Genomic DNA, 20,434 nt, shown 5'->3' with positions numbered 1-20,434 from the left:
GGCTGAGATACATGACACAGAAGTTCAACATCTGCCTGATTGAGCCCCAGAACTACGTCCATTCGGGCGCGTTCTACGAGATTGCCGACCTGCTGCTTTACGCACTGCGCGATCTCGGCTTCGAAGCTGTCTCCACCAGAAACAGAATCGACCCGGCGGCACGCAACATCGTGATCGGCATCCACCTTCTCAATCCTAGTTTTGCCAAGCAGATGCCGCCCGGCACCATCATCCTCAACACCGAGCAGCTGGGCGCGGTGTTCGGCGACTGGAACAAGCGAATTCTTGAGTGGTTCTCGCAGGACTTCACGCTGTGGGACTACAGCGAGGCAAATGTCGCCCACCTCAGGGACTTTGGCGTCAAACGGGTGGAAAAGCTTCAGCTCGGCTATCAAAAGGAACTGTGCCGGATCACGCGGCGGGAGAATCCCGACGTCGACGTGCTGTTCTACGGCTGTATCAACCCGCGCAGGAAGGCGGTTCTTGCAGATCTCGAAGCCCGCGGCCTGCGGGTCAAGGCACTGTTCGGCGTATACGGCCAGGACCGTGATGCGTGGATCGCCCGCTCGCGGATTGTTCTGAACCTTCATTACTATGAGACGCAGATTTTCGAGATCGTGCGGACCTTCTACCTGATGACCAATGGTGTTCCCATCGCGGCCGAAGTGAACCCCGGAACCCGGATCGACGACTGCTACCGCGACGGGATGCTGCCCCTGCCCTACAGCCAGCTTGCGGCGGGAATTGACGATGCGCTGAAGGACGAGGCCGGGCTGGCACAGCTTGGGGCGCAAGCGAAGGAGACAATCGCAAGCCTTCCGCAGGCCGGGCTGCTGCGCGAGATTATCTGAACCGCTGAACCTCCTGGCTACGAGGCCCCTTGACGCCGCTGCAGGATCGCGCCTTCCTGCGGCAACGGGAGGTCCTTCATGCAGAAATCGGAACCGGTAGCCGCCGCCGTTTGGATGATCGGCGCCATCGTCTCCTTTTCCGCGATGGCGATTGCGGGCCGCGAGGCAGGGCTGACGCTGGATACCTTCGAAATCATGGCCTACCGCAGCCTGGTGGGTGTAATGATCGTGATTGCAGCCCTCACCGTAACAGGCCGCTGGCACCAGGTGCGGGGGCAACGGCTGAAGGTGCATCTGCTGCGCAACATCTTCCACTTCACCGGCCAGAACCTGTGGTTCCTGGCGGTGACGCTGATTCCGCTGGCGCAGGTTTTTGCGCTGGAGTTCACCTCGCCCCTGTGGGTGATCATCCTGTCGCCGATCCTGCTGGGAGAGGTGCTCTCCCGGCGGCGGATGCTGGCGGCGGCGCTGGGTTTTGCCGGCATCCTGATTGTTGCCCGCCCAAGTCCCGACACCATCAACATCGGCCTGATGGCAGCGGCCAGCTGCGCCATCTTCTTTGCCCTCACCGCAATCCTGACCAAGCGGCTGACCCGGCATGAGAACACCGCCTCAATCCTGTTCTGGCTCACCTCCATGCAACTGGTGATGGGGGTGCTGGCGGCGGGGTGGGACGGCGACATGGCGCTGCCCGATGCCGCCACCCTGCCCTGGCTGGTGCTGATCGGCATTGCCGGCCTCGCCGCGCATTTCTGCCTGACCACCGCCCTGTCGCTGGCCCCGGCCAGTGTGGTGGTGCCGGTGGACTTTGCCCGCCTTCCTGCCATCGCGATCCTGGGCATGGTGATCTACGGCGAGGCGCTGGATGCCTGGGTGCTGGGCGGCGCCGCCGTCATCTGCATCGCAAATTACCTGAACATAGTTGCAAGACAGCCCCACAGAACCCCTCAGGGCTGACTGAATCCGCCTAGTTGCCGCGCGGTTAATGTTGATTTGCGGAAATCCCGCCGATTACGTTCGCGTTAAGCGGCTTGGAACAGCTGCAATACTGGGAGGAACAATGAAACGCTATCTTGCAACGTCAGCCGTTCTGGCGCTGGCATCGGGTTCTGCTATGGCAAGCGGCCTGGACCGCACCGGCCAGCCGATCGGGATCATCTTCGAAGAAGGCAATTACGCCGAATTCTCTTTCGCGACCACATCCGTGGACCTGTCGGGCGACGACCGGGACCTAAGCCCTTTTGTGACCCCGTCTACCAGCGGAGATGTTGGTGAGCGCTTCAACATGTTCGGCGCTGGCTACAAGCGGGACCTCAACGAAAAGCTGTCGTTTGCTCTGATCTTCGATCAACCCTGGGGTGTGGATGTGAACTATCCGGTGGATGGCTCCGCTTGGCTCGGTGGCACCACAGCGCAAGCAGATTCGAACTCCATCACCGCTCTTTTGCGTTACAAGTTCAACGAGCGCTTCAGCGCCCACGGCGGCATCCGCTATCAGGAAATTGACGGCGAGATCAATTTGGCCGGCGCCGCCTACGCAGCCATTCCCGGCGGCACCTACAATGTGAAAGTGGACAAGGACGGCGCCTTTGGCTGGGTGGCCGGCGTTGCCTATGAGATTCCCGAGATCGCCCTGCGCGCTGCGCTGACCTACAGCTCCGAAATCGAACACGAATTCGACCTGACCGAAACCTTTGCCGGTTTCCCGCTTGCAAGCGGGTCCAGCACGACCAAGACCAAGACGCCGCAGTCGGTGAACCTGGATTTCCAAACCGGCATCGCACAGGACACGCTGCTGTTCGGCGGCATCCGCTGGGCCGAGCACAGCGTAACCAACCTGGTTCCCGGGATTCTGGACCGTGACCTGATCGACCTGGACGACTCGGTGACCTACACGCTGGGTATCGGCCGCGCTTTCAACGAGAACTGGTCCGGCTCTGTCGCGCTGATCTATGCAGATGCGGACGGCGACGATCTGGTCTCGCCGCTGGCGCCGACCCACGGCTATGAGGCGATCCGCCTTGGCGTGCAGTACAAGCAGGACAACATGACCGTCTCTGCCGGTGTCCGCTACACCCAGCTGGGCGACGCAGTTGCCTCCCCCGGCGGCAACCCGGTGACCGATTTCGAGGACAACGACGCGGTCAGCTTCGGCCTGAAAGTCGGCTTCCACTTCTGATCCCGGCACAGGCAGCAGCCGCTGCAGGCAGAAACGAACAGTTCACCCCCGCATCCGGAATGCGGGGGTTTTTCTTTGCGCCTGCCGCGGGCTGCGGCGCAAGCGCACACGCAATTGACCAAGCCCGCGCGGGTGATTAGCAAGGCGTGAAACCTTCAGGGACTTGGAAACTCCATGCTTTACTCTTCTGCGCAGGACTGGCGCGACGCGCCGAACAAACGGGTGCTGTTCTTTGGCATGTCCGGGCTTGGTAAAACCTATGTCAGCAATGTTCTGCGCGGCGCCGGCAGCTGGTTCCACTACTCGGTGGATTACCGCATCGGCACCCGCTACATGGGCGAATACATCGCCGACAACGCCAAGGCGGAGGCGATGAAGGTGCCGTTCCTGCGCGAGCTTCTGCTGTCGGATTCGATCTTCATCGGTTCCAACATCACCTTTGAGAACCTGACGCCGGTGGCCGCCTACCTGGGCAAGCCCGGCGATGTGGCCAAGGGCGGCCTGCCGATCGCGGAATACAAGCGGCGCCAGGAGCAGTTCCGGGTGGCGGAAATCCGGGCGCTTCTGGACACCGAATATTTCGAAGGCCGCGCGCAGCAGCTGTATGGCTATCCGCATTTCATCTGCGACACCGGCGGGTCGATCTGCGAATGGGTGGATGCCGATGACCCCAAGGACCAGATCCTGTCTGAACTCAGCAAGCACACGCTGATGGTCTGGATCAAAGGCAGCGAGGCGCATACCGCCGAGCTGGTGCGCCGGTTCGACCGCGCGCCCAAGCCGATGTCCTACCAGCCGGAGTTCCTGGACCGGGTCTGGCAAGAGTATCTCAAGGCAAACGGGATATCCGAGGTTGATGTCGACCCCGATGCCTTTATCCGCTGGACCTATGCCCAGGCGCTGGCGCACCGCCAGCCGCGTTATCAGGCGATGGCCGACAACTGGGGCGTCACCGTTACCGCCGACCAGATCTCAGCCGTCAAGGATGAGGCTGGTTTCGTGGATTTGATCGCCTCGGCCCTTGAGGACCGCGGCTAACCCGCTTATCTGAAAACTTCCGCTATATCGCACAACCTTCCGCAAATCAGGACACTGACATGCCCATCAAGATCCCCGCAGACCTGCCCGCCTATGACGTTCTGACGAACGAAGGCGTGATGGTCATGTCGCCGGATCAGGCGGCGCGGCAGGACATCCGCGCCTTGCGCATCGGCCTGCTGAACCTGATGCCCAAGAAGATCCAGACCGAGAACCAGTTTGCCCGGCTGATCGGCGCCACCCCGTTGCAGATCGAGCTGAGCCTGATCCGGATGACCGAGCATCAGACCAAGAACACCGCGGCTGAGCACATGGAGGAGTTCTACCACTCCTTCCAGGAAGTGAAGCACGAGAAGTTCGACGGGCTTATCATCACCGGCGCGCCGATCGAGCACCTGGAATTTCCCGAAGTGACCTATTGGGACGAGATGCAGGAGGTGTTCGAATGGACCCAGACCAACGTGCATTCGACCTTTGGCGTCTGCTGGGGCGGCATGGCGATGATCAACCACTTCCATGGCGTCAAGAAGCACATGCTGGACCACAAGGCATTCGGCTGCTTCCGGCATCAGAACCTGGCGCCGGCCTCGCCGTACCTTCGCGGGTTCTCGGATGATTTCGTGATCCCGGTCAGCCGCTGGACGGAGATGAAGCAGGAAGAGGTCGATGCCGCAGAGGGCCTGAAGACGCTTCTGGGCAGTGACGAGGTCGGCCCCTGCCTGATCGAGGACAAGGCGCACCGGGCGCTCTATATCTTCAATCACTTCGAATACGACAGCGATACGCTGAAGCAGGAGTACGACCGCGACGTGGCCAACGGCACCCCGATCAACGTGCCGGGCAACTACTATCCAGACAATGATCCCAGCCGCCAGCCGCAGAACCGCTGGCGCAGCCACGCGCATCTTCTGTACGGCAACTGGATCAATGAGATCTATCAGACCACGCCATACGATCTGGAAGAGATCGGCCGCTAGAATGCTGGCCTGGGCAGGCCTCGCCGTGGCAGCGGGGGCTGCCCTCACCGCCTGGCAGGCAGGCCGGCGCGAGGCGGCGGCCATGGCCAGCCACCCGCCGCAGGGCCAGATCCTGGCGGTGGGCAGCCACCGGGTGCATGCAGTGGAAATGGGCCGCCCCAAGGGCAGCGCCCCGGATCTGGTGCTGATCCACGGCTCCAGCGGCAACACCCGGGACATGACCTTCCGCCTGGCCCCTGCGCTGGCCGATGACTTTCGCATCCTGATCTTCGACCGTCCCGGACTGGGCTATTCCAGCCCGCTGAACGGCAGCGGCGCGACGATCCGCCAGCAGGCTGATGTGCTGCGCCAGGCCGCCGCGCAGATGGGGGCCGTGGCCCCTGTGGTTCTGGGCCAGAGCTATGGCGGCGCGGTGGCGCTGGCCTGGGCGGTGGACCACCCGCAAAGTGTTGCAGCCTTGGTTTCGGTTGCCGGGGTATCCCATCCCTGGGACACGCCGCTGGACCTGTTCTACCGGGTGACTTCCACACGCCTGGGCAGCGCGCTGGCTGTCCCGGCTGTGACTGCCTATGTCTCCCGGGCAACCGTTATGGAAACACTGGACGCCGTGTTTGCCCCCCAGGCTGTCCCGGAAGGCTACGCCAGTCATTTTGGCATCGGACTGACGCTCAGGCGCGCATCGCTGCGGGCCAATGCCAAACAGCGCGCCAACCTGCTGGACGAGGTGAAATCCCTGGCACCGCACTACGACCGGATCAGCATACCGGTTGAAATCATCCATGGCACTGCGGATGACACCGTTAGTCCCGACATCCACGCCCGGCAGTTGGAGCGCGATGTCCCGACCGCAGACTTGACCCTGCTGGAGGGCATCGGCCACATGCCGCACCATGTGGCAACGGATGAGGTCGCTGCCGCCGTTCACCGCGCCGCCGCGCGCGCGAATTTGAGCTGAAACAGCCTGTTCTGCTGCAATTCAATGGGCCATCTTTACTGCGGACACGGTGCTAAAAGAAGCGGACAGAAACAACCCCAGAGAATTGTTACTCAAGCTGTGGCATACTATCCCTCTGGTAATGGAGGGCACTATGAAAACACCCGGTCTCGCCATCATTGCAACGATCTTCGGCGTAATTTTTTCAACATCACAGCCCACGGCTGATCCCAAACCGCAGAACGCGACAGTTCCAGCGGCGCAGGATTTGGCCAGCTTGTACGGCGGCAAAACGCAGCGATGGAAGTAGTGCGAGGGAGGCATCTATTACGGCCCCCGCTGGGAAGCGCAGGCCTATTGCGGAAAGCATCCTGACAGTGTTGGAGTCGGGAAATGGTATATCGATGCCAAGGGCCGCGTGTGCCAGAAGTTGACCTGGTACTGGGCCAAGAATGGTGAACGCCTGTCCGAACCAGGTGAAGAAGAATGCATCTCTCACCTGACGGCGGCGGACGGTATTGTCTGGCGCAGCTGGCCGAAGGACCGGGAATGGTGGAAGGCCACCAACAGTGCAAGCCTGGAAAAGGGGTTCAAGTTCAAATCGAAGATCCGGCGGCTGCGAAAAAAGCTCAAGGTGTAAAACCGCGGCAGCTGATCCCCAACAGTCTGTAACCCTCAACTGCACCCGCCCGCGCCGGGCCGGTGCAGCACCCTCCGGCTTTTGCCGCAACGCCCCCATGTCAGCTGCGCAAATTTGCGTTAAAGCGATTCACATTCCATACTGTCTTCCCATATAAGGGGTTGAGGACAGAAGGGTTTTGCACATGCCGCTGCCATTTGACGGGGCTATCAGCCGCTACAGCCAAAGCGGCGCGCCGGAGGAGATCCGCGCGGCGATCAAGGGTGCGGACAAGGATGATATCCTGAGCCCCGGCTACCCGCACAACGAGCGGATGAAGCGCAAGTCCTATGAGGCAGAGCTGGAGGCACTGCAGATCGAACTGGTGAAGCTGCAATCCTGGGTCAAGTCCAGCGGCGCCCGCATTGCCATCGTGTTTGAAGGCCGGGATGCGGCCGGCAAGGGCGGTACCATCCGGCGGTTCCGGGAAAACCTGAACCCGCGCGGCGCACGGGTGGTGGCGCTGCCGAAGCCCAGTGAAGCCGAACAGAGCCAGTGGTATTTCCAGCGCTACATCCAGCACCTGCCGTCCGGCGGCGAAATCGTGTTCTTTGACCGCAGCTGGTACAACCGCGGCGTTGTGGAAAAGGTGTTCGGCTTTTGCACGGACGCGCAGCGCGAGCGGTTCTTTCACCAGGTGAAGGGGTTTGAGCAGGCCTTGGCCGAGGATGGCATCCGGCTGTTCAAATTCTGGCTCAACGTTGGCCGGGCTGAACAGTTGCGGCGGTTTCTATCGCGGGAGTCGGACCCCCTGAAACAGTGGAAGCTCAGCCCGATTGATGTGAAGGGGCTGGAGAAATGGGACGAATACACCGCCGCCATCTCCGAAACCTTTGCGCGCAGCCACTGCGCCGAAGCCCCCTGGACTATCATCCGCTCGGATGACAAACGGCGGGCCAGGCTGGCGGCGATGCGCAGCGTGCTGCACGCCATTGACTATGCCAGCAAGGACTCCAAGGCGATTGGCGCCCTGGACACCAAGATTTGCGGAGGCCCGGACATCTGGGATGCCTAAACGCGGTTATCATCACGGCAATCTGCGCCAGGCGCTGGTCGAAGCCGCCCTGCAGCTGATCGAGGCCAAGGGGCCGACCGGCTTTACCCTGTCGGAGGCCGCCAAGCAGGCCGGTGTCACCCCGGCGGCTGTTTACCGCCATTTCGAAGGGCGCGAGGATCTGATCGCCGAGGCCTCGCGTCAGGGCTACGTTATGTTCGCAGACCTGATGCAGCATGCCTATGACAAGTACCAGCCCTCTGCACTGGCGGCGTTTGAGGCGACCGGGCGCGCCTATCTGGCCTTTGCCCGCAAGCATCCCGGACATTACATCGCTATGTTCGAAAGCGGGATTTCGGTGAACCGCACCCCGGAACTGGCCGATGCCGCCGCGCGGGCGCGGCAGATCCTGGAACGAGCCGCAGCCGACCTCAGCCAGCATATCCCGGCCGAGAAACGCCCGCCGGCCTCGATGTTCTCGGCACATGTGCTGGCGATGAGCCACGGGGTAGTGGAGCTTTATGCGCGCAACTCTCCTGGTGCCGCTTCGCCCTTCCCGCCGGAGGATCTGCTGGAAAGCGGTATTGGCATCTACTTGCGCGGCTTGGGGCTGATCGGACCGGACAATTAGACCCGGCTGCTAGAACCGGCCGCTCGGCTGCGGCGCGCTCAGCTCACTGCCGACATTGACCAGGTTCACTTCGCCGATCCCCTTGATATCCTCAGGCCCGATATCGGTGACATGGAATTCCTCGGACAGGGCTTCCTTCATTTCTTCGGGCGCGACGATTTTCATCGGGTTGGCAAAGACTTGCAGGCGGGAGGCCAGGTTCACCGCCGGGCCGAAGACGTCATAGACATACTTCTGGATGCCCACCACGGAACCGACGGCAGATCCGGTTCCCAGGCCGATCCGGGCCTGCCACTTGTGCTGATGGCTCTGGTTGCGCCGGTCCAGGTAGCGCAGGAAACGGGTGGCGCAATGGGCCACAGCGGTGGCGTGGTCCGGTGCCGGGTCCGGCATTCCGGACACCGCCAGGTAAGCGTCGCCGATGGTCTTGATCCGCTCGCAGCCGTATTGTTCGACGATGCGGTCGAAGGCAGTGAAAATGTCGTTCAGCTCTCCCAGTGTCACCGTCGGATCGGTGCGCGAGGCAAAATCGGTGAAATCAACAAAGTCCAACATTACGACCGAGACCTTGGGATAGAGCTGCGGTGTCACCACCCCGAAGGTCTTGAATTCCTCATAGACGGAGCGTGGCATCAGGTTCAGCAGCAGCCGTTCCACCCGCTCCTTCTCGCGCTCCAGCTCGCGGGTGTTGCGCTCCACCATAGCGGAGTAGCTGTCGATCATGCTCTCCAGCTCGCGGATGCGGGTGATGTTCTGGCATTCCACCACCAGGAGCGGCTCGTCCAGATGGCTGGCCTGGGAGATATTTATGGCAAACACCAGCGTGCGGCGCTTGCGCTTGATCTTGAGCTCTGCGGAATAGCGCAGCCCTTCGTCGCACAGCGTGCTCAGGTCTTCCGCGCTGAGGCCGTCAATAGCATCTATCAGGGACGCGCCGGGCCCCGGGGTGCCGAACCATTCCGCAAACGGCTGGTTGTGAAAGACAAACCCCAGATCAGAGGCCCGAACGACAGCCACACCGACGCCTATTGCGCGCAACAACTGTTCGTTGATGGCGGCAATGCTCATGCCGCATCCCTGGTGACAATGATGCTGCGTTTCGATTCGATGGCGCTGAGTGTGGTTCGGATATCCGGTTCCGACAGCCCATGTTGCTCCAGCGCTTCTTTCAGCAGCGTGCCCATTTCGTCGAAGTCTTCGTGACTGATGCCCAAGGCGCGGTGCACTGCCTCCAGCCGGTCATCGCTGAACGAGGCCGGCCCGCCCAGCAGCGAGGAAATGAACTTGGTCTGGTGGTCGATGAGGCGCGCCATATCCACGTCGGCGAAGTAGTCGCCGATCTGATCGGAATCGAGCGCCAGCTCGTAAAAGGTCATCACGACCCGGCTGATAGCGCTGAACCCGCCGTACTTCTCGTAGATCGTTTGCGGCATGACTGCTGTCCCCCAACAGGAAGCGGTCTGCCCATGTTACGCTAGTTTTTTGAAAAAGTTAACGCCCGGGGACAGCGCAGGCCGCCCCGGGCCGGAAATCAGCCCTGATACAGACGGGTTTCGCGGTTTCAAGCGGTCAGGCTGCGCTTTCGCCGGTGAAGGTCACGAGGTCGCTGACAATGCCCTGCAAGCCTTCGATCAGGTCCGCAGTGGGCTGCGCGGACAGCAGCGGCGCCATCTCCCGGATCAGGGGCAGCGGCAGATCCCACCAGCGCAGTTCCTGTAGCTTTTTGCAAACCGCGTCGTCAAAGCGTTTGCGGACCATCTGTGCCGGGTTTCCCGCCCAGACCTCGTAAGCGCCCACATCGCCGGCCACGGTGGCATTGGGGCCGATAACAGCGCCGTCGCCAATGGTCACCCCGCCCAGCAGCGTGGCATTGGCGCCGATCCAGACGTCATTACCGATCACCACATCATGGCCGCCCTGCCGGGGCGCGTGCGTTTCCGCGCCGCCCAGATGATCGGTGAAGACCTCGCCAAACGGAAAGGCAGTGATCCGGTCCAATGCCGGCGACTGATCCAGCAGCACCCGCACCCCCCGGCCCACCGAGCAGAACGATCCGATGGAGATACTGGCGCCGCTGTCCTGCCCCTGAATGTCCATGTCCTCATACCCGTGGGTAAAGCGGCCGATTTCCAGCTGCCCGGCGCCAATCGGGGCGGTCTTGAAGTTCTCAGGAGAAGCCATTGTCTGTCCCGCCTTCCAGTGTTGATCCGTTGAATACCGGGCCAACCTAGAAAAACTTTCTAAAAGAACTCTGAAAGATTGCAGGAAATGGCGGAGGCCGGAACGGAAAAGGGCCCGCCAGCGGCGAGCCCTTCCAAAAGCATGTGTTTCCAGCTTAGCGCTTGGAGAACTGGAACGAACGGCGGGCTTTGGCCTTACCGTATTTCTTACGTTCCACAACGCGGCTGTCGCGGGTCAGGAAGCCGGCCGCTTTCAGCGCGCCGCGCAGGGACGGATCGTACAGCTGCAGGGCTTTGGAGATGCCGTGCTTGACCGCACCGGCCTGACCGGACAGGCCGCCGCCCTTGACGGTGGCGTAAACGTCGAACTGGTCTTCGACGCCGGCAACCTGGAACGGCTGGCGCAGGATCATCTGCAGCACCGGGCGGGCGAAGTACTTGTTCAGCTCTTTGCCGTTCACCTCGACCTTGCCGGAGCCCGGCTTGATCCAGACGCGGGCAACAGCGTCTTTACGCTTGCCGGTGGCATAGGAGCGGCCGAGTTCGTCACGAACCGGCTCACGCGCGATGGTTTCTTCGGCCACTGCTTCCACACCGGTTGCAGCTGCGAGCTCTTCGAGAGTGTTGATCTGATCAGCCATCGGTATCAGCTCCGGGTGTTTTTCTTGTTCATGGATTTGACGTCCAGAACTTCAGGTGCCTGGGCTTCGTGCGGGTGCTCGGCACCGGCATAGATACGCAGGTTGGTCATCTGCTGGCGCGACAGGCGGTTGCCCGGCAGCATGCGCTTGACAGCCTGGAACACGACGCGCTCCGGGTGTGCACCTTCCAGGATTTCCTGCTTGGTGCGCGACTTGATGCCGCCCGGGTGGCCGGTGTGCCAGTAGAAGTGCTCGTCGCGCTTCTTGCCGGTCATCTGCACCTTGTCGGCGTTGATGATGATGACGTTGTCGCCCATGTCCATATGCGGAGTGAACGAGGCTTTGTGCTTGCCACGCAGGCGCATGGCAACGATCGAGGCAAGACGGCCCAGAACAACGCCCTCGGCGTCGATCAGGATCCACTTCTTCTCGATGTCTGCCGGAGTAGCAGAGAAGGTTTTCATGGCAGGTCAATCCTGTTTGTCGTGAAGGCAGAATCCCATAGGTCATCGGCCTGAATTCGATGGACGGGGTTTACGGGCATCCAAAGCCCCAGTCAACACCACCAAACAAGAATAAACCATTACAAATCAGTACGTTAAAAAATAGGTATAATAATACCCCACAAAATCACACGCTGATCTGCTCCGGCGGGTTGTCCAGAAGCGCGCGCAGGCGCAGCATCGCCTCTTCGAATTGCTTCAGCGGCACATGCGCGTTGATGGCGATGCGCACCGCATGCGGCGCGCGACCGTCGCGCAGGGCGAATTCATCCGCCGAGCGGATCTGCACCCCGTTGGCCTCTGCCGCGCGGGTAAAGGCGGCGGCGCGCCAGCCGGACGGAAGTTTCAGCCACAGGAACGGCACCTCCGGGTTCCAGGTCAGGTCAAAACCGCCAAGCGCGTTGACCGCCACCCGCACGTAGCGGGCCATTTCGTTTCGCACGCTTTGAACCAGCCCCGGCAGCCGCGGGTCGGTGAGCAGGATCCGCACCAGTTCCGCCAACGGCTGCGCCAGGCCGAAATAGCCGTATTCCGCCACCCGCCGCAGGTCTGCCGCCCGCCCCTCCGGCGCCAGCGCAAAGCCGACGCGCAAGGCCGGCGTCAGGATCTTGGAGATCGAGGAGACATGCCAGGCCAGTTCCGGCGCCAGCGCGCGGTAGCTGGGCGCGCGCGATTCCCCCAGGCGGTAGCAGTCGTCCTCGACAATCTGCACGCCGTGGCGGCGGGCAATGCGGACGATCTCCTTGCGGCGCTCCAGCGGCGTGAACAGCCCGGTGGGATTATGCACTTCCGGGCTGGTGCAGATGACGGAGGCGCCGGATTTTCGGATCGCCAGCTCCATTGCGTCCGGGCGGATGCCGTGTTCATCCATGGCGACCTCGACCACCTGCGCCCTGAGCAGCTCTGCTGCGCGGCGGAAGCCCGCATAGGTCAGATCCTCGACCATGATCACCGGCTGCGGGCCTTGCAGGATTGCCTGCAGTGCCACCATCAGCCCGTTCTGGCCGCCGTGGGTCAGCACCACGTCCTTTTCGCTGACCGGGCCAACCGGCGCCTGCGCAATCCAGGCGGCAGCCGCCTGGCGCACCGGCTGATATGCATCGCGGGTCGGATAATTCAGGAAATTGCGCGCCTCGCCCTCGGCCACCTTGTGCAGCGCTTCGCGCACCGCCGCCACCTGCCCCATGTCGGCAATCCGCGGGCTGAACAGGCTGACATGGCCGGGATCGCGTGCCTCCAGCAGATGCAGCTCCCGCGACCATACGTCATCGGGCACCGGTTTCTTCTTTTCGGCTACGAAAGTGCCGCGCCCGACCTCAGCTTCCAGCACGCCCTCATCGGTCAGAATGCTGTAGGCACGGGCGACGGTGCCGGGTGTGATGCTCAACTGATACGCGAGATCGCGTACCGGCGGCAGCTTTGTACCAATTTTCAGGCTGCCCATTTCAACAGCCGACCGGATTGTATCTGCGACCTTTTTGTACTTGGGACCTTTTGTCTCACCCAGGGCCTGCGGCCAAATTGTACCCATTACAATCCATCCTTGGACAATACTGCACCCCCTTTGTATCAAAACGCCACGACAAATCAACAGGATTGTATCAACACAATACGAAGGAAGCCTCCCATGGCACAGCATACGCAAATGGCACAATCGAACATGTCCTATCTGAACAGCCGCCCGGCCCTGCCGGTGCTGGCGCAATGGGCCGTCTCCTTTGCCGTGCTGGTGACCAAGTGGAGCCTGCGCCATCGCACCCGAACCCATTTGAAACACCTGAGCGATACGCAGCTGAAGGACATCGGGCTGTCCCGTGAGGACGCCCACTATGAAGCCACTCTTCCGTTCTGGCGCCCGTGATCCCCTGGGCAAAAGAACAACCTTACGGCCGGGGCATGCCCCGGCCTTTTTTATTTGCGCCGCCACCCGAAAGAAGCGGAACCGCCCAACCGCCATATGAAAATCCGCTCTTGGCCCGCCCCCCGCGCTTTGCTAGGCGCAGCGGGACGAAACCAGATTTGGCAGATTTGATGCAGCGCGACCCCATTCTTGTTGTAGACCGCGAGACCGGCGAGACCTTTGAAGAGGCGGTGCTGGGCGAGAAGTGGATCCGCTGGGCCTATCAGAACGCCAGCGCCAGGCCGGTGGAAAAACTGCTGTTCCGATCCAGCCTGATCAGCCGCCTGATGGGCGCCTGGTTCGACTCGCGGTTTTCCAAGGGCAAGATCGCGGCAGTGGTCGACGAACTGTCCATCGACATGAGCGAGGCCACGGCCCCAGCGGACAGCTTTGGCTGCTTCAACGACTTCTTCGTGCGCCATCTGAGGCCCGAGGCCCGTCCCTTCAGCGCGGACCCGAAAGACATTGTATCCCCCGCTGATGGCCGGGTGCTGGTGTTCCCGGAACTGGCAGAGGACGTGTTTGTCCCGGTCAAGGGCTATCCGATGTCGGTGCGCACCATGCTGCCCGGCATTGCGGAGCGGTTCATCGGCGGCGCGCTGGCGATCGTGCGGCTGTGCCCGGCGGACTACCACCGCTACCATTTCCCCGCCGCGGGCCGTATCACGGCGTCGCAGGACATTCCCGGCGCGCTGCATTCGGTCAACCCGATTGCCCTTGGCGCCGGGCCGGATGTGTTCGGCGAGAACAAGCGGACCTGGACGCTGATCGAAACCGAGGCTCTGGGCAGCTACTGCTTTGTCGAGGTCGGCGCCTTCGGGGTCGGCTCCATCGTCAACACCCGCACTTCCGGCGCCGTGCAGAAGATGGACGAGAAGGGCTATTTCAAGTTCGGCGGCTCCACCGTGGTGGTGGTTTTCGAGCCGGGCAAAGTGCAGTTCTCCGATGATCTGGTGGCAAACAGCGCCAAGGGGCGGGAGACCCTGGTCAAGGTCGGCCAGCCCTTCGCCACTGCGCTCTAACGCTTGGGCGGGATCGAATAGGTCATCGAAGCGCGGGCCACAGGCTGTGCCATACCCTCGGAATAGATCAGCACATCCGCCACCGCCAGCACCCGGCCCAGTTTCAGCAGCCGCGCTTCGCCGATCAGGTCGGCACCGGCCGCGGGCTTGCGCATGAAATCGAGCGAGCAGTTGGTGGTCACAGCCAGCGCCTCCTGCCCCAGATGCGCCAGGATCAGCGCGTAGACCGCGCAATCGGCCAGCGCAAACATCGACGGACCGGACACCGTGCCGCCGGGGCGCAGGTGCCTCTCCGCCGTCAACAGCCGCATCCTGAGATGGTTTTCCTCCATCGTTTCGATGGCAAAGTCATCCCGCACCTGCGGAAAAATCTCATGCAAGTATTCGGTCAGACCTGCGACATCAAATGCCAGCGCCATGCTTTCCCTTTCCGTTCGCCCCGCCTAGAGTTGCCCCCGGATTTGCACGGAGGGCAAGATGGCAATTCTGGAACGTCACGACACGGGTGCGATTGCTCGGCTCACCATGAACACGCCCGAGAAGCTGAACGCGCTGTCGGACGAGATGCTGGCCGCGCTGCAGGAGCAAATCGATGCCCTGCGCGAAGACAGCCGTATCAAAGTGGTGATTCTGTCCGGCACCGGCAAAGGATTCTGCGCTGGCCATGATATCAAGCAGATGACTGCAGGCCGCGCGGCGGAGGATGGCGGCAAGGGGTATTTCCAGGATCTGTTTGCGCGCTGCACCAGCGTGATGACGGGGTTGCAGTCGCTGCCCCAGCCAGTGATTGCCCAGGTCCACGGCATTGCTACCGCTGCGGGCTGCCAGCTGGTTGCCTCCTGCGACCTGGCGGTGGCGGCCGAAGGCACCAAGTTCGGCGTCAACGGCGTGAACATCGGACTGTTCTGCTCCACCCCGATGGTGGCACTGTCGCGCAATATCCCGCGCAAACAGGCGTTTGAGCTGCTGACCACCGGCGAATTTGTGGACGCTGCACGCGCCGTTGAGCTGGGGCTCGCCAACCGCGCCGTGCCGCTGCAGGACTTGGAGGCAGAGACCACCCGGCTGGCGGAAACCATCGCGTCCAAGCTCGGCGCGGCGGTGAAAATCGGCAAGCAGGCGTTTTATGAACAGCTGCAGATGCCGCTGGACCAGGCCTATGCCTATACCAGCGGCGTGATCGTCGAGAACCTGATGTACCGGGACACAATCGAAGGCATGGCCGCCTTTATCGAAAAACGCCCCCCCGACTGGCAGGAGTGAGTTTTTCCGAAAATTTACGGAAAGCTTTAGCCTTTGTTTACCAATCGGAACGTAATGTTTCCGCAATAAGCCAAATAGCCGCCTTCCAATTCGGGCGGAAAGATGGCAGAGATTGGGCAAGGTCGCTGACCGGCACAATTTGGGCTGCTGCTGCGGAAGGGTCCCTCCAACCGGTTCTCTCACCCCGGTCATCCATTCCCGCAGCGGCGGCCCCAAATCTCCCCCCAACAAGCCCGCCTGCCCGCCTTTTGGGCGAAGGCCCTGCTTGCGGCCCGGTATCTCCCCAAGCCTGTTGCACGCGCACGTCCCCTGCCCTATGTGGCGGGCATGACAGATCATTCGGCACAGACATTGCATATCGTGGGCGGCGGCATGGCCGGCTCGGAAGCGGCCTGGCAGGCGGCAAACATGGGTGTACAGGTGGTGATCCACGAAATGCGCCCCAAGGTGGAAACCTTTGCCCACCAGACCGGCAACCTGGGCGAGATGGTGTGTTCGAACTCCTTCCGCTCGGATGATGACGAGCAGAACGCCGTGGGCCTGCTGCATTGGGAAATGCGCGCGGCGAACGGCCTGATCATGACCACCGCGGATGAGCACCGGCTGCCCGCCGGCGGCGCATTGGCCGTGGACCGGGAGCCCTTTGCCGAAACCGTGACCGCCAAGCTGAAGGCGCATCCGAATGTCACGGTTTCCTACGAAGAAATCACCGAACTGCCCGCCGAAGGCCACTGGATCTTTGCCACCGGCCCGCTGACCTCGCCGGAGCTGGGCAAGGCCATTCAAGCCGAAACCGGAGCCGAGGCACTGGCCTTCTTCGATGCTATCGCGCCGATCGTCTATGCCGAGTCGATCGACATGTCGAAGGCCTGGATGCAGTCGCGCTATGACAAGGGCGAAACCGAGGAGGAGCGCACCGCCTACCTCAACTGCCCGATGGACAAGGACCAGTACGAGGCCTTCATCGACGCGCTGCTGGCCGCCGACAAGACCGAGTTCCATGAGGGCGAGACCGCGGGCTATTTCGACGGCTGCCTGCCGATCGAGGTGATGGCCGAACGCGGCCGCGAAACCCTGCGCCACGGACCGATGAAGCCGGTGGGGCTGACCAACCCGCACCAGCCGGAGGTCAAGGCCCATGCGGTGGTGCAGCTGCGCCGCGACAACGCGCTGGGGACGCTGTTCAACATCGTCGGCTTCCAGACCAAGATGAAATACGGCGCCCAGACGGAGGTCTTCAAGATGATCCCCGGCCTGGAGAACGCCAGCTTTGCCCGCCTCGGCGGCATCCACCGCAATACCTTCATCAATTCGCCCACCCTGCTGGACGCGCAGATGCGGCTGAAGTCGAAACCCAACATCCGTTTTGCCGGCCAGATCACCGGGGTCGAGGGCTATGTGGAAAGCGCCGCCATGGGCCTGCTGGCAGGCCGCCTGGCCGCGGCGGAGATCCTTGGCCGGGAGCTGCCGGAAGTGCCGCAGGACAGCGCCATGGGCGCGCTGATCCACCACATCACCGGCGGCGCCGAGGCCAAGACCTTCCAGCCGATGAACGTGAATTTCGGGCTGTTCCGCCCGGTGGACGGCCTGAAGGGCGGCCGCCGCGGCCGCAAGGACCGCTACAAGGCCTATACCGACCGCGCCAAAGGCGTCTGGCAGGACTGGCTCAGCAACTTTTCCTAGACGCTGCGCAAAGCGCGGGTCTAGGATTGTGGCATGAGTGAAAAATTCCTCGGTAAATCCTATGGCCTTACCAGCCAGGACGCGACCCGCGACCACTATGACCGCTGGGCCGCCTCATATGACGCTGAAATCGCGGAAATCGGTTACGCAACGCCGGCCCGGATCGCCGCGGCGCTGTGGAAGTACCTGCCGGAGCCGGACGCGCCCATTCTAGATTTCGGCTGCGGCACCGGCCTGGCGGGCCTCGCGCTGAGAGCGGCCGGCTACAACGTGGTCGACGGGCTGGAACCCTCGCCCGAAATGCTGGCCCAGGCACGGGACAAGGGCGCCTACCGGACCTTGGCCGAACTGGACGTCACCGACAAGGCTCCGGTGAAGCCCGGCACCTACCGCGCCATCGTCGGCTGCGGTGTGCTCGGCACCGGGGCGGCACCGCCGGAAACCTTCGACGTGATCATGCGCGGACTGGACCGCAAAGGGCTGTTTGCCTTTTCCTACAACGATCACGCGCTGGAGGACCACGCCTATACCGGCAAGCTCAATGAATGGCTGGACTGTTCGGCCGCACGGCTGCTATTCCGGGAATACGGGGAGCACCTCCCCGGAATAAACCTGAAGTCTACCGTCTATGTAATTGAGAAAGCGTGACATTCACCACACGTTTCGCGCCGTCGCCGACCGGACCGCTGCACCTGGGCCATGCCTATTCCGCCATGCTGGCGCATGACATGGCCGTGGCCAACGGCGGCCGCTTCCTGCTGCGCATCGAAGACATTGACCAGTCGCGCGCGCGCCCGGAATGGGAAGCGCAGATCTATGAGGACCTGCACTGGCTGGGCCTCAGCTGGCCGCAGCCGGTGATGCGCCAGTCAGAGCGGCTGCCCCGCTACCGGGCAGCATTGGACCAGCTGACCGCGATGGGCCTGACCTATCCCTGCTGCTGCAACCGCGCAGATATCGAGGCCGCCGCCGGCGCACCGCAGGAAGGCGTGCCGCAATTCGGCCCGGACGGGCGCATCTACCCCGGCACCTGCCGCAGCCGGCTGCCATCGGAGTCCACGGGCCGGGACGTGATCCGGCTCAATATGGAAAAAGCCGTCCGCGCCGCAGATCTGCGCAGCTTCTCGGAGACGGGCCCGGAATTCCAGGGTACGCACGCCTTGGACCCAGATGAGCTGATCTCAGCTGTTGGCGACATTATCCTGGTGCGCCGCAACATGGGCAGCTCCTACCATCTGTCGGTGGTGGCGGACGACGCGGATCAGGGCATTACGCACGCCGTGCGCGGTGCTGACCTGTTCGAGGCGACCCAGATCCACGTCCTGCTGCAAAGCCTGCTGGGCCTGCCCTCGCCCATTTACCACCACCACCGCCTGATCCGCGATGAGAATGGCAAACGCCTCGCCAAACGAGATGATGCGCGTGCCATTGCCAAATACCGCGCCGAAGGCGCCACGCCGCAGGACATCCGCGAAATGGTGGGCCTGCCGCCTTCGTCTGGCTGAAAACACCCCGCCGAAGGCACGGCCCGCCAGGGCCGCACCCGAAGCGGATCAGCTCATTGGCGTCATCAGTTCGACCTCTTCCCCGTCCCGCACCGCGGTATAGAAACAGGTCCGACGGTTGGTGTGGCAGGCCGCACCGGTCTGGCGCACCAGCGCCAGCAAGCAGTCGCGGTCGCAGTCGATCCGCAGGTCCACCAGTTCCTGCACATGGCCGGACGTCTCGCCCTTGATCCAGAACGACTGCCGCGAGCGCGACCAATAAGTGACCTTGCCGGTCTCCAGGGTGCGGGCCACTGCATCGGCATTCATCCAGGCCATCATCAGCACCTCGCCGGTGGCTTCGTCCTGCGCGATGCAGGGGATCAGCCCGGCGTCATTGTAGGTCAGGCTGGCGGGATCAAAGGACATGGGTAAAAACCTTTTGCATCTGCTGTTCGGCTCCCTATGTATGGGGAACCTGCAAAATGGGAAAGACCGGGAAAGCGATGTCTGGCGATAGTGATCTGATCAAGCTGTATTCCTCGCGCATTCTGGCGCTGGCCGCCGACATCCCGCACCTGGACCGGCTGCAGGCGCCGGACGCCACCGTCAAGAAACGCTCGCCGCTGTGCGGCTCTGCCGTGACCGTCGATATCAAGGTCGAGGACGGCCGGATCACGGATTTCGGGCAGGACGTGAAGGCCTGCGCATTGGGGCAGGCCTCTGCCGCTGTGACCGGTGCCAATGTGATCGGCTGTTCGCTGGAGGAAGTTGAAACCGCCCGCAACCAGCTGAAGGCCATGCTGACCCAGGATGGTCCGGTGCCGGATGCGCCGTTTGACGGTCTGGAAGTGCTGCAGCCCGCACGTGAGTTCAAGAACCGCCATGCCTCGATCATGCTGGCGCTGGAGGCGACTCTGGAAGCCATGCAGACCGCCGCCAAGGAGCAATGCGCCTAAGGCCGGCTAGCACAATTCGCAATACACGCTGTCCCGCGCCCAGGCGGGAAACGCGCGCCTGCCCCCCCCCCTTCTGACATGAAAAAACCGCCGCACATCCGGGCAGATGGCGGCGGCAGTCATGCTCTGCGGTGCGGGACCCGGGCGGGCCAGGCAGGATCTTGAGGCAATTCAGTCGAAGATCGGGCCGAGGGGGATCTGTACAGGCGGTTGATCCCCGGAAACAGTCCGGGACAGGAAAGGGCCAGCCCGGCACAGCAGATGCAATCAGGAAAACGATGCGGGGATCAGAGCAGCCCCGGCAGATGCAGCGCCGCCACCAGCATCACCATCAGCGAGGCCGCCCCGATGGCGTCCTGCAGCAGGGTCGAATGGGCATTCTGAATGGTGGTCTTGATCTGTGCAATCATGGCTCGGGCCTCCTCCAGTCTGTGATGCTGCTCTCTGGCAAACTTGTTGCCTCTTTGTTCTCATTTTTAGGAACGCCTGTAAAGAACTTTTTGAGAACATTTGCGA

General features: G+C 62.3%; 26 protein-coding genes. 17 read left to right on the top strand and 9 right to left on the bottom strand.

From position 1 onward, the window contains the following. The first annotated feature begins 11 nt into the window (after positions 1 to 11). From KUW17_RS02040 to KUW17_RS01995, 10 genes are all read left to right on the top strand, one after another. Positions 12 to 851: a glycosyltransferase family 1 protein gene (locus KUW17_RS02040; RefSeq protein ID WP_222475544.1), complete on the top strand. Its 840-nt coding sequence runs from the start codon at positions 12 to 14 to the stop codon at positions 849 to 851. Between the two features lie 78 nt (positions 852 to 929). After that, positions 930 to 1,808, top strand: coding sequence for a DMT family transporter (locus tag KUW17_RS02035; RefSeq protein WP_222475542.1), 879 nt, complete (start codon positions 930 to 932; stop codon positions 1,806 to 1,808). 103 nt (positions 1,809 to 1,911) lie between these two features. After that, positions 1,912 to 3,030 (top strand): OmpP1/FadL family transporter, encoded by a 1,119-nt coding sequence (locus KUW17_RS02030; protein ID WP_222475541.1) that lies wholly within the window; start codon positions 1,912 to 1,914, stop codon positions 3,028 to 3,030. A 174-nt stretch (positions 3,031 to 3,204) separates the two neighbouring features. Continuing rightward, complete coding sequence (locus KUW17_RS02025) at positions 3,205 to 4,068, top strand: ATPase (RefSeq protein WP_222475539.1); 864 nt, start codon at positions 3,205 to 3,207, stop codon at positions 4,066 to 4,068. 59 nt (positions 4,069 to 4,127) lie between these two features. After that, the gene (gene metA, locus KUW17_RS02020; protein ID WP_222475537.1) at positions 4,128 to 5,045 is read left to right on the top strand and encodes a homoserine O-succinyltransferase; all 918 of its coding nucleotides are present in this window, start codon (positions 4,128 to 4,130) and stop codon (positions 5,043 to 5,045) included. Position 5,046: 1 nt separating this feature from the next. Beyond that, positions 5,047 to 6,000: an alpha/beta fold hydrolase gene (locus tag KUW17_RS02015; RefSeq protein ID WP_222475535.1), complete on the top strand. Its 954-nt coding sequence runs from the start codon at positions 5,047 to 5,049 to the stop codon at positions 5,998 to 6,000. 133 nt (positions 6,001 to 6,133) lie between these two features. Next, a complete protein-coding gene (locus KUW17_RS02010) occupies positions 6,134 to 6,289 on the top strand; it encodes a DUF995 domain-containing protein (RefSeq protein ID WP_222475534.1) in 156 nt (51 codons plus the stop codon). A 12-nt stretch (positions 6,290 to 6,301) separates the two neighbouring features. Then, a complete protein-coding gene (locus KUW17_RS02005; RefSeq protein ID WP_222476276.1) occupies positions 6,302 to 6,619 on the top strand; it encodes a DUF995 domain-containing protein in 318 nt (105 codons plus the stop codon). A 184-nt stretch (positions 6,620 to 6,803) separates the two neighbouring features. Continuing rightward, positions 6,804 to 7,673 (top strand): polyphosphate kinase 2, encoded by an 870-nt coding sequence (gene ppk2 / locus KUW17_RS02000; RefSeq protein WP_222475533.1) that lies wholly within the window; start codon positions 6,804 to 6,806, stop codon positions 7,671 to 7,673. Continuing rightward, positions 7,666 to 8,283, top strand: coding sequence for a TetR/AcrR family transcriptional regulator (locus KUW17_RS01995; RefSeq protein ID WP_222475532.1), 618 nt, complete (start codon positions 7,666 to 7,668; stop codon positions 8,281 to 8,283). Before ppk2 ends, KUW17_RS01995 begins: the two co-directional genes overlap by 8 nt. 9 nt (positions 8,284 to 8,292) lie before the next feature. On the opposite strand, the gene KUW17_RS01990 is transcribed toward KUW17_RS01995, so the two are convergent. From KUW17_RS01990 to KUW17_RS01965, 6 genes are all read right to left on the bottom strand, one after another. Beyond that, positions 8,293 to 9,351 (bottom strand): adenylate/guanylate cyclase domain-containing protein, encoded by a 1,059-nt coding sequence (locus KUW17_RS01990; RefSeq protein WP_222475531.1) that lies wholly within the window; start codon positions 9,349 to 9,351, stop codon positions 8,293 to 8,295. Continuing rightward, the gene (locus KUW17_RS01985) at positions 9,348 to 9,716 is read right to left on the bottom strand and encodes a group I truncated hemoglobin (protein WP_222475530.1); all 369 of its coding nucleotides are present in this window, start codon (positions 9,714 to 9,716) and stop codon (positions 9,348 to 9,350) included. Before KUW17_RS01985 ends, KUW17_RS01990 begins: the two co-directional genes overlap by 4 nt. Before the next feature lie 136 nt (positions 9,717 to 9,852). Then, positions 9,853 to 10,464, bottom strand: a complete 612-nt coding sequence (locus KUW17_RS01980) for a CatB-related O-acetyltransferase (protein ID WP_222475528.1) — start codon at positions 10,462 to 10,464, stop codon at positions 9,853 to 9,855. A 154-nt stretch (positions 10,465 to 10,618) separates the two neighbouring features. Beyond that, positions 10,619 to 11,104: a 30S ribosomal protein S9 gene (gene rpsI, locus KUW17_RS01975; protein WP_222475527.1), complete on the bottom strand. Its 486-nt coding sequence runs from the start codon at positions 11,102 to 11,104 to the stop codon at positions 10,619 to 10,621. A gap of 5 nt (positions 11,105 to 11,109) precedes the next feature. Further along, positions 11,110 to 11,568, bottom strand: a complete 459-nt coding sequence (gene rplM, locus KUW17_RS01970) for a 50S ribosomal protein L13 (RefSeq protein WP_174146423.1) — start codon at positions 11,566 to 11,568, stop codon at positions 11,110 to 11,112. A gap of 166 nt (positions 11,569 to 11,734) precedes the next feature. After that, on the bottom strand, positions 11,735 to 13,138 hold the full coding sequence (locus KUW17_RS01965; RefSeq protein ID WP_222475525.1) for a PLP-dependent aminotransferase family protein: 1,404 nt from the start codon (positions 13,136 to 13,138) through the stop codon (positions 11,735 to 11,737). A 96-nt stretch (positions 13,139 to 13,234) separates the two neighbouring features. Here KUW17_RS01965 and KUW17_RS01960 point away from each other — a divergent pair, with 96 nt between their 5' ends. Together KUW17_RS01960 and asd are read left to right on the top strand one after the other, a co-directional pair. Further along, the gene (locus KUW17_RS01960; RefSeq protein WP_222475523.1) at positions 13,235 to 13,468 is read left to right on the top strand and encodes a DUF1127 domain-containing protein; all 234 of its coding nucleotides are present in this window, start codon (positions 13,235 to 13,237) and stop codon (positions 13,466 to 13,468) included. Positions 13,469 to 13,638: 170 nt separating this feature from the next. After that, positions 13,639 to 14,529 carry an archaetidylserine decarboxylase gene (gene asd / locus KUW17_RS01955; protein ID WP_222475521.1) on the top strand — a complete coding sequence of 297 codons (891 nt, stop codon included), beginning with the start codon at positions 13,639 to 13,641 and terminating at the stop codon, positions 14,527 to 14,529. On the opposite strand, the gene KUW17_RS01950 is transcribed toward asd, so the two are convergent. Next, positions 14,526 to 14,948, bottom strand: a complete 423-nt coding sequence (locus tag KUW17_RS01950) for a PaaI family thioesterase (RefSeq protein WP_222475519.1) — start codon at positions 14,946 to 14,948, stop codon at positions 14,526 to 14,528. The genes asd and KUW17_RS01950 overlap by 4 nt on opposite strands. Before the next feature lie 58 nt (positions 14,949 to 15,006). Here KUW17_RS01950 and KUW17_RS01945 point away from each other — a divergent pair, with 58 nt between their 5' ends. The 4 genes from KUW17_RS01945 (at position 15,007) to gluQRS (ending at position 18,980) form a co-directional block, all read left to right on the top strand. Next, entirely contained in the window at positions 15,007 to 15,792 is a 786-nt protein-coding gene (locus KUW17_RS01945) for an enoyl-CoA hydratase (protein WP_222475518.1), read from the top strand. Between the two features lie 327 nt (positions 15,793 to 16,119). After that, the gene (trmFO, locus tag KUW17_RS01940; RefSeq protein ID WP_222475517.1) at positions 16,120 to 17,475 is read left to right on the top strand and encodes a methylenetetrahydrofolate--tRNA-(uracil(54)-C(5))-methyltransferase (FADH(2)-oxidizing) TrmFO; all 1,356 of its coding nucleotides are present in this window, start codon (positions 16,120 to 16,122) and stop codon (positions 17,473 to 17,475) included. A gap of 33 nt (positions 17,476 to 17,508) precedes the next feature. Further along, positions 17,509 to 18,123, top strand: a complete 615-nt coding sequence (locus tag KUW17_RS01935) for a class I SAM-dependent DNA methyltransferase (RefSeq protein WP_222475516.1) — start codon at positions 17,509 to 17,511, stop codon at positions 18,121 to 18,123. Then, on the top strand, positions 18,120 to 18,980 hold the full coding sequence (gluQRS, locus tag KUW17_RS01930) for a tRNA glutamyl-Q(34) synthetase GluQRS (protein WP_222475515.1): 861 nt from the start codon (positions 18,120 to 18,122) through the stop codon (positions 18,978 to 18,980). The genes KUW17_RS01935 and gluQRS overlap by 4 nt, the downstream gene beginning before the upstream one ends. Before the next feature lie 48 nt (positions 18,981 to 19,028). Here the strand turns inward: gluQRS and hisI are convergent, their stop codons facing one another. Then, complete coding sequence (hisI, locus tag KUW17_RS01925; RefSeq protein ID WP_222475514.1) at positions 19,029 to 19,388, bottom strand: phosphoribosyl-AMP cyclohydrolase; 360 nt, start codon at positions 19,386 to 19,388, stop codon at positions 19,029 to 19,031. A 77-nt stretch (positions 19,389 to 19,465) separates the two neighbouring features. Here hisI and KUW17_RS01920 point away from each other — a divergent pair, with 77 nt between their 5' ends. After that, positions 19,466 to 19,918, top strand: coding sequence for an iron-sulfur cluster assembly scaffold protein (locus KUW17_RS01920; RefSeq protein ID WP_222475513.1), 453 nt, complete (start codon positions 19,466 to 19,468; stop codon positions 19,916 to 19,918). Positions 19,919 to 20,205: 287 nt separating this feature from the next. Here the strand turns inward: KUW17_RS01920 and KUW17_RS23270 are convergent, their stop codons facing one another. Further along, positions 20,206 to 20,328 carry a hypothetical protein gene (locus KUW17_RS23270; protein WP_024090279.1) on the bottom strand — a complete coding sequence of 41 codons (123 nt, stop codon included), beginning with the start codon at positions 20,326 to 20,328 and terminating at the stop codon, positions 20,206 to 20,208. Positions 20,329 to 20,434 lie beyond the last annotated feature (106 nt).

It is taken from the genome of Leisingera aquaemixtae (assembly GCF_019801145.1).
Lineage (GTDB): Bacteria > Pseudomonadota > Alphaproteobacteria > Rhodobacterales > Rhodobacteraceae > Leisingera > Leisingera aquaemixtae_A.
The sequence above is the reverse complement of the archived record's forward strand: the minus strand, read 5'-3'. Positions and strand labels throughout refer to the sequence as shown.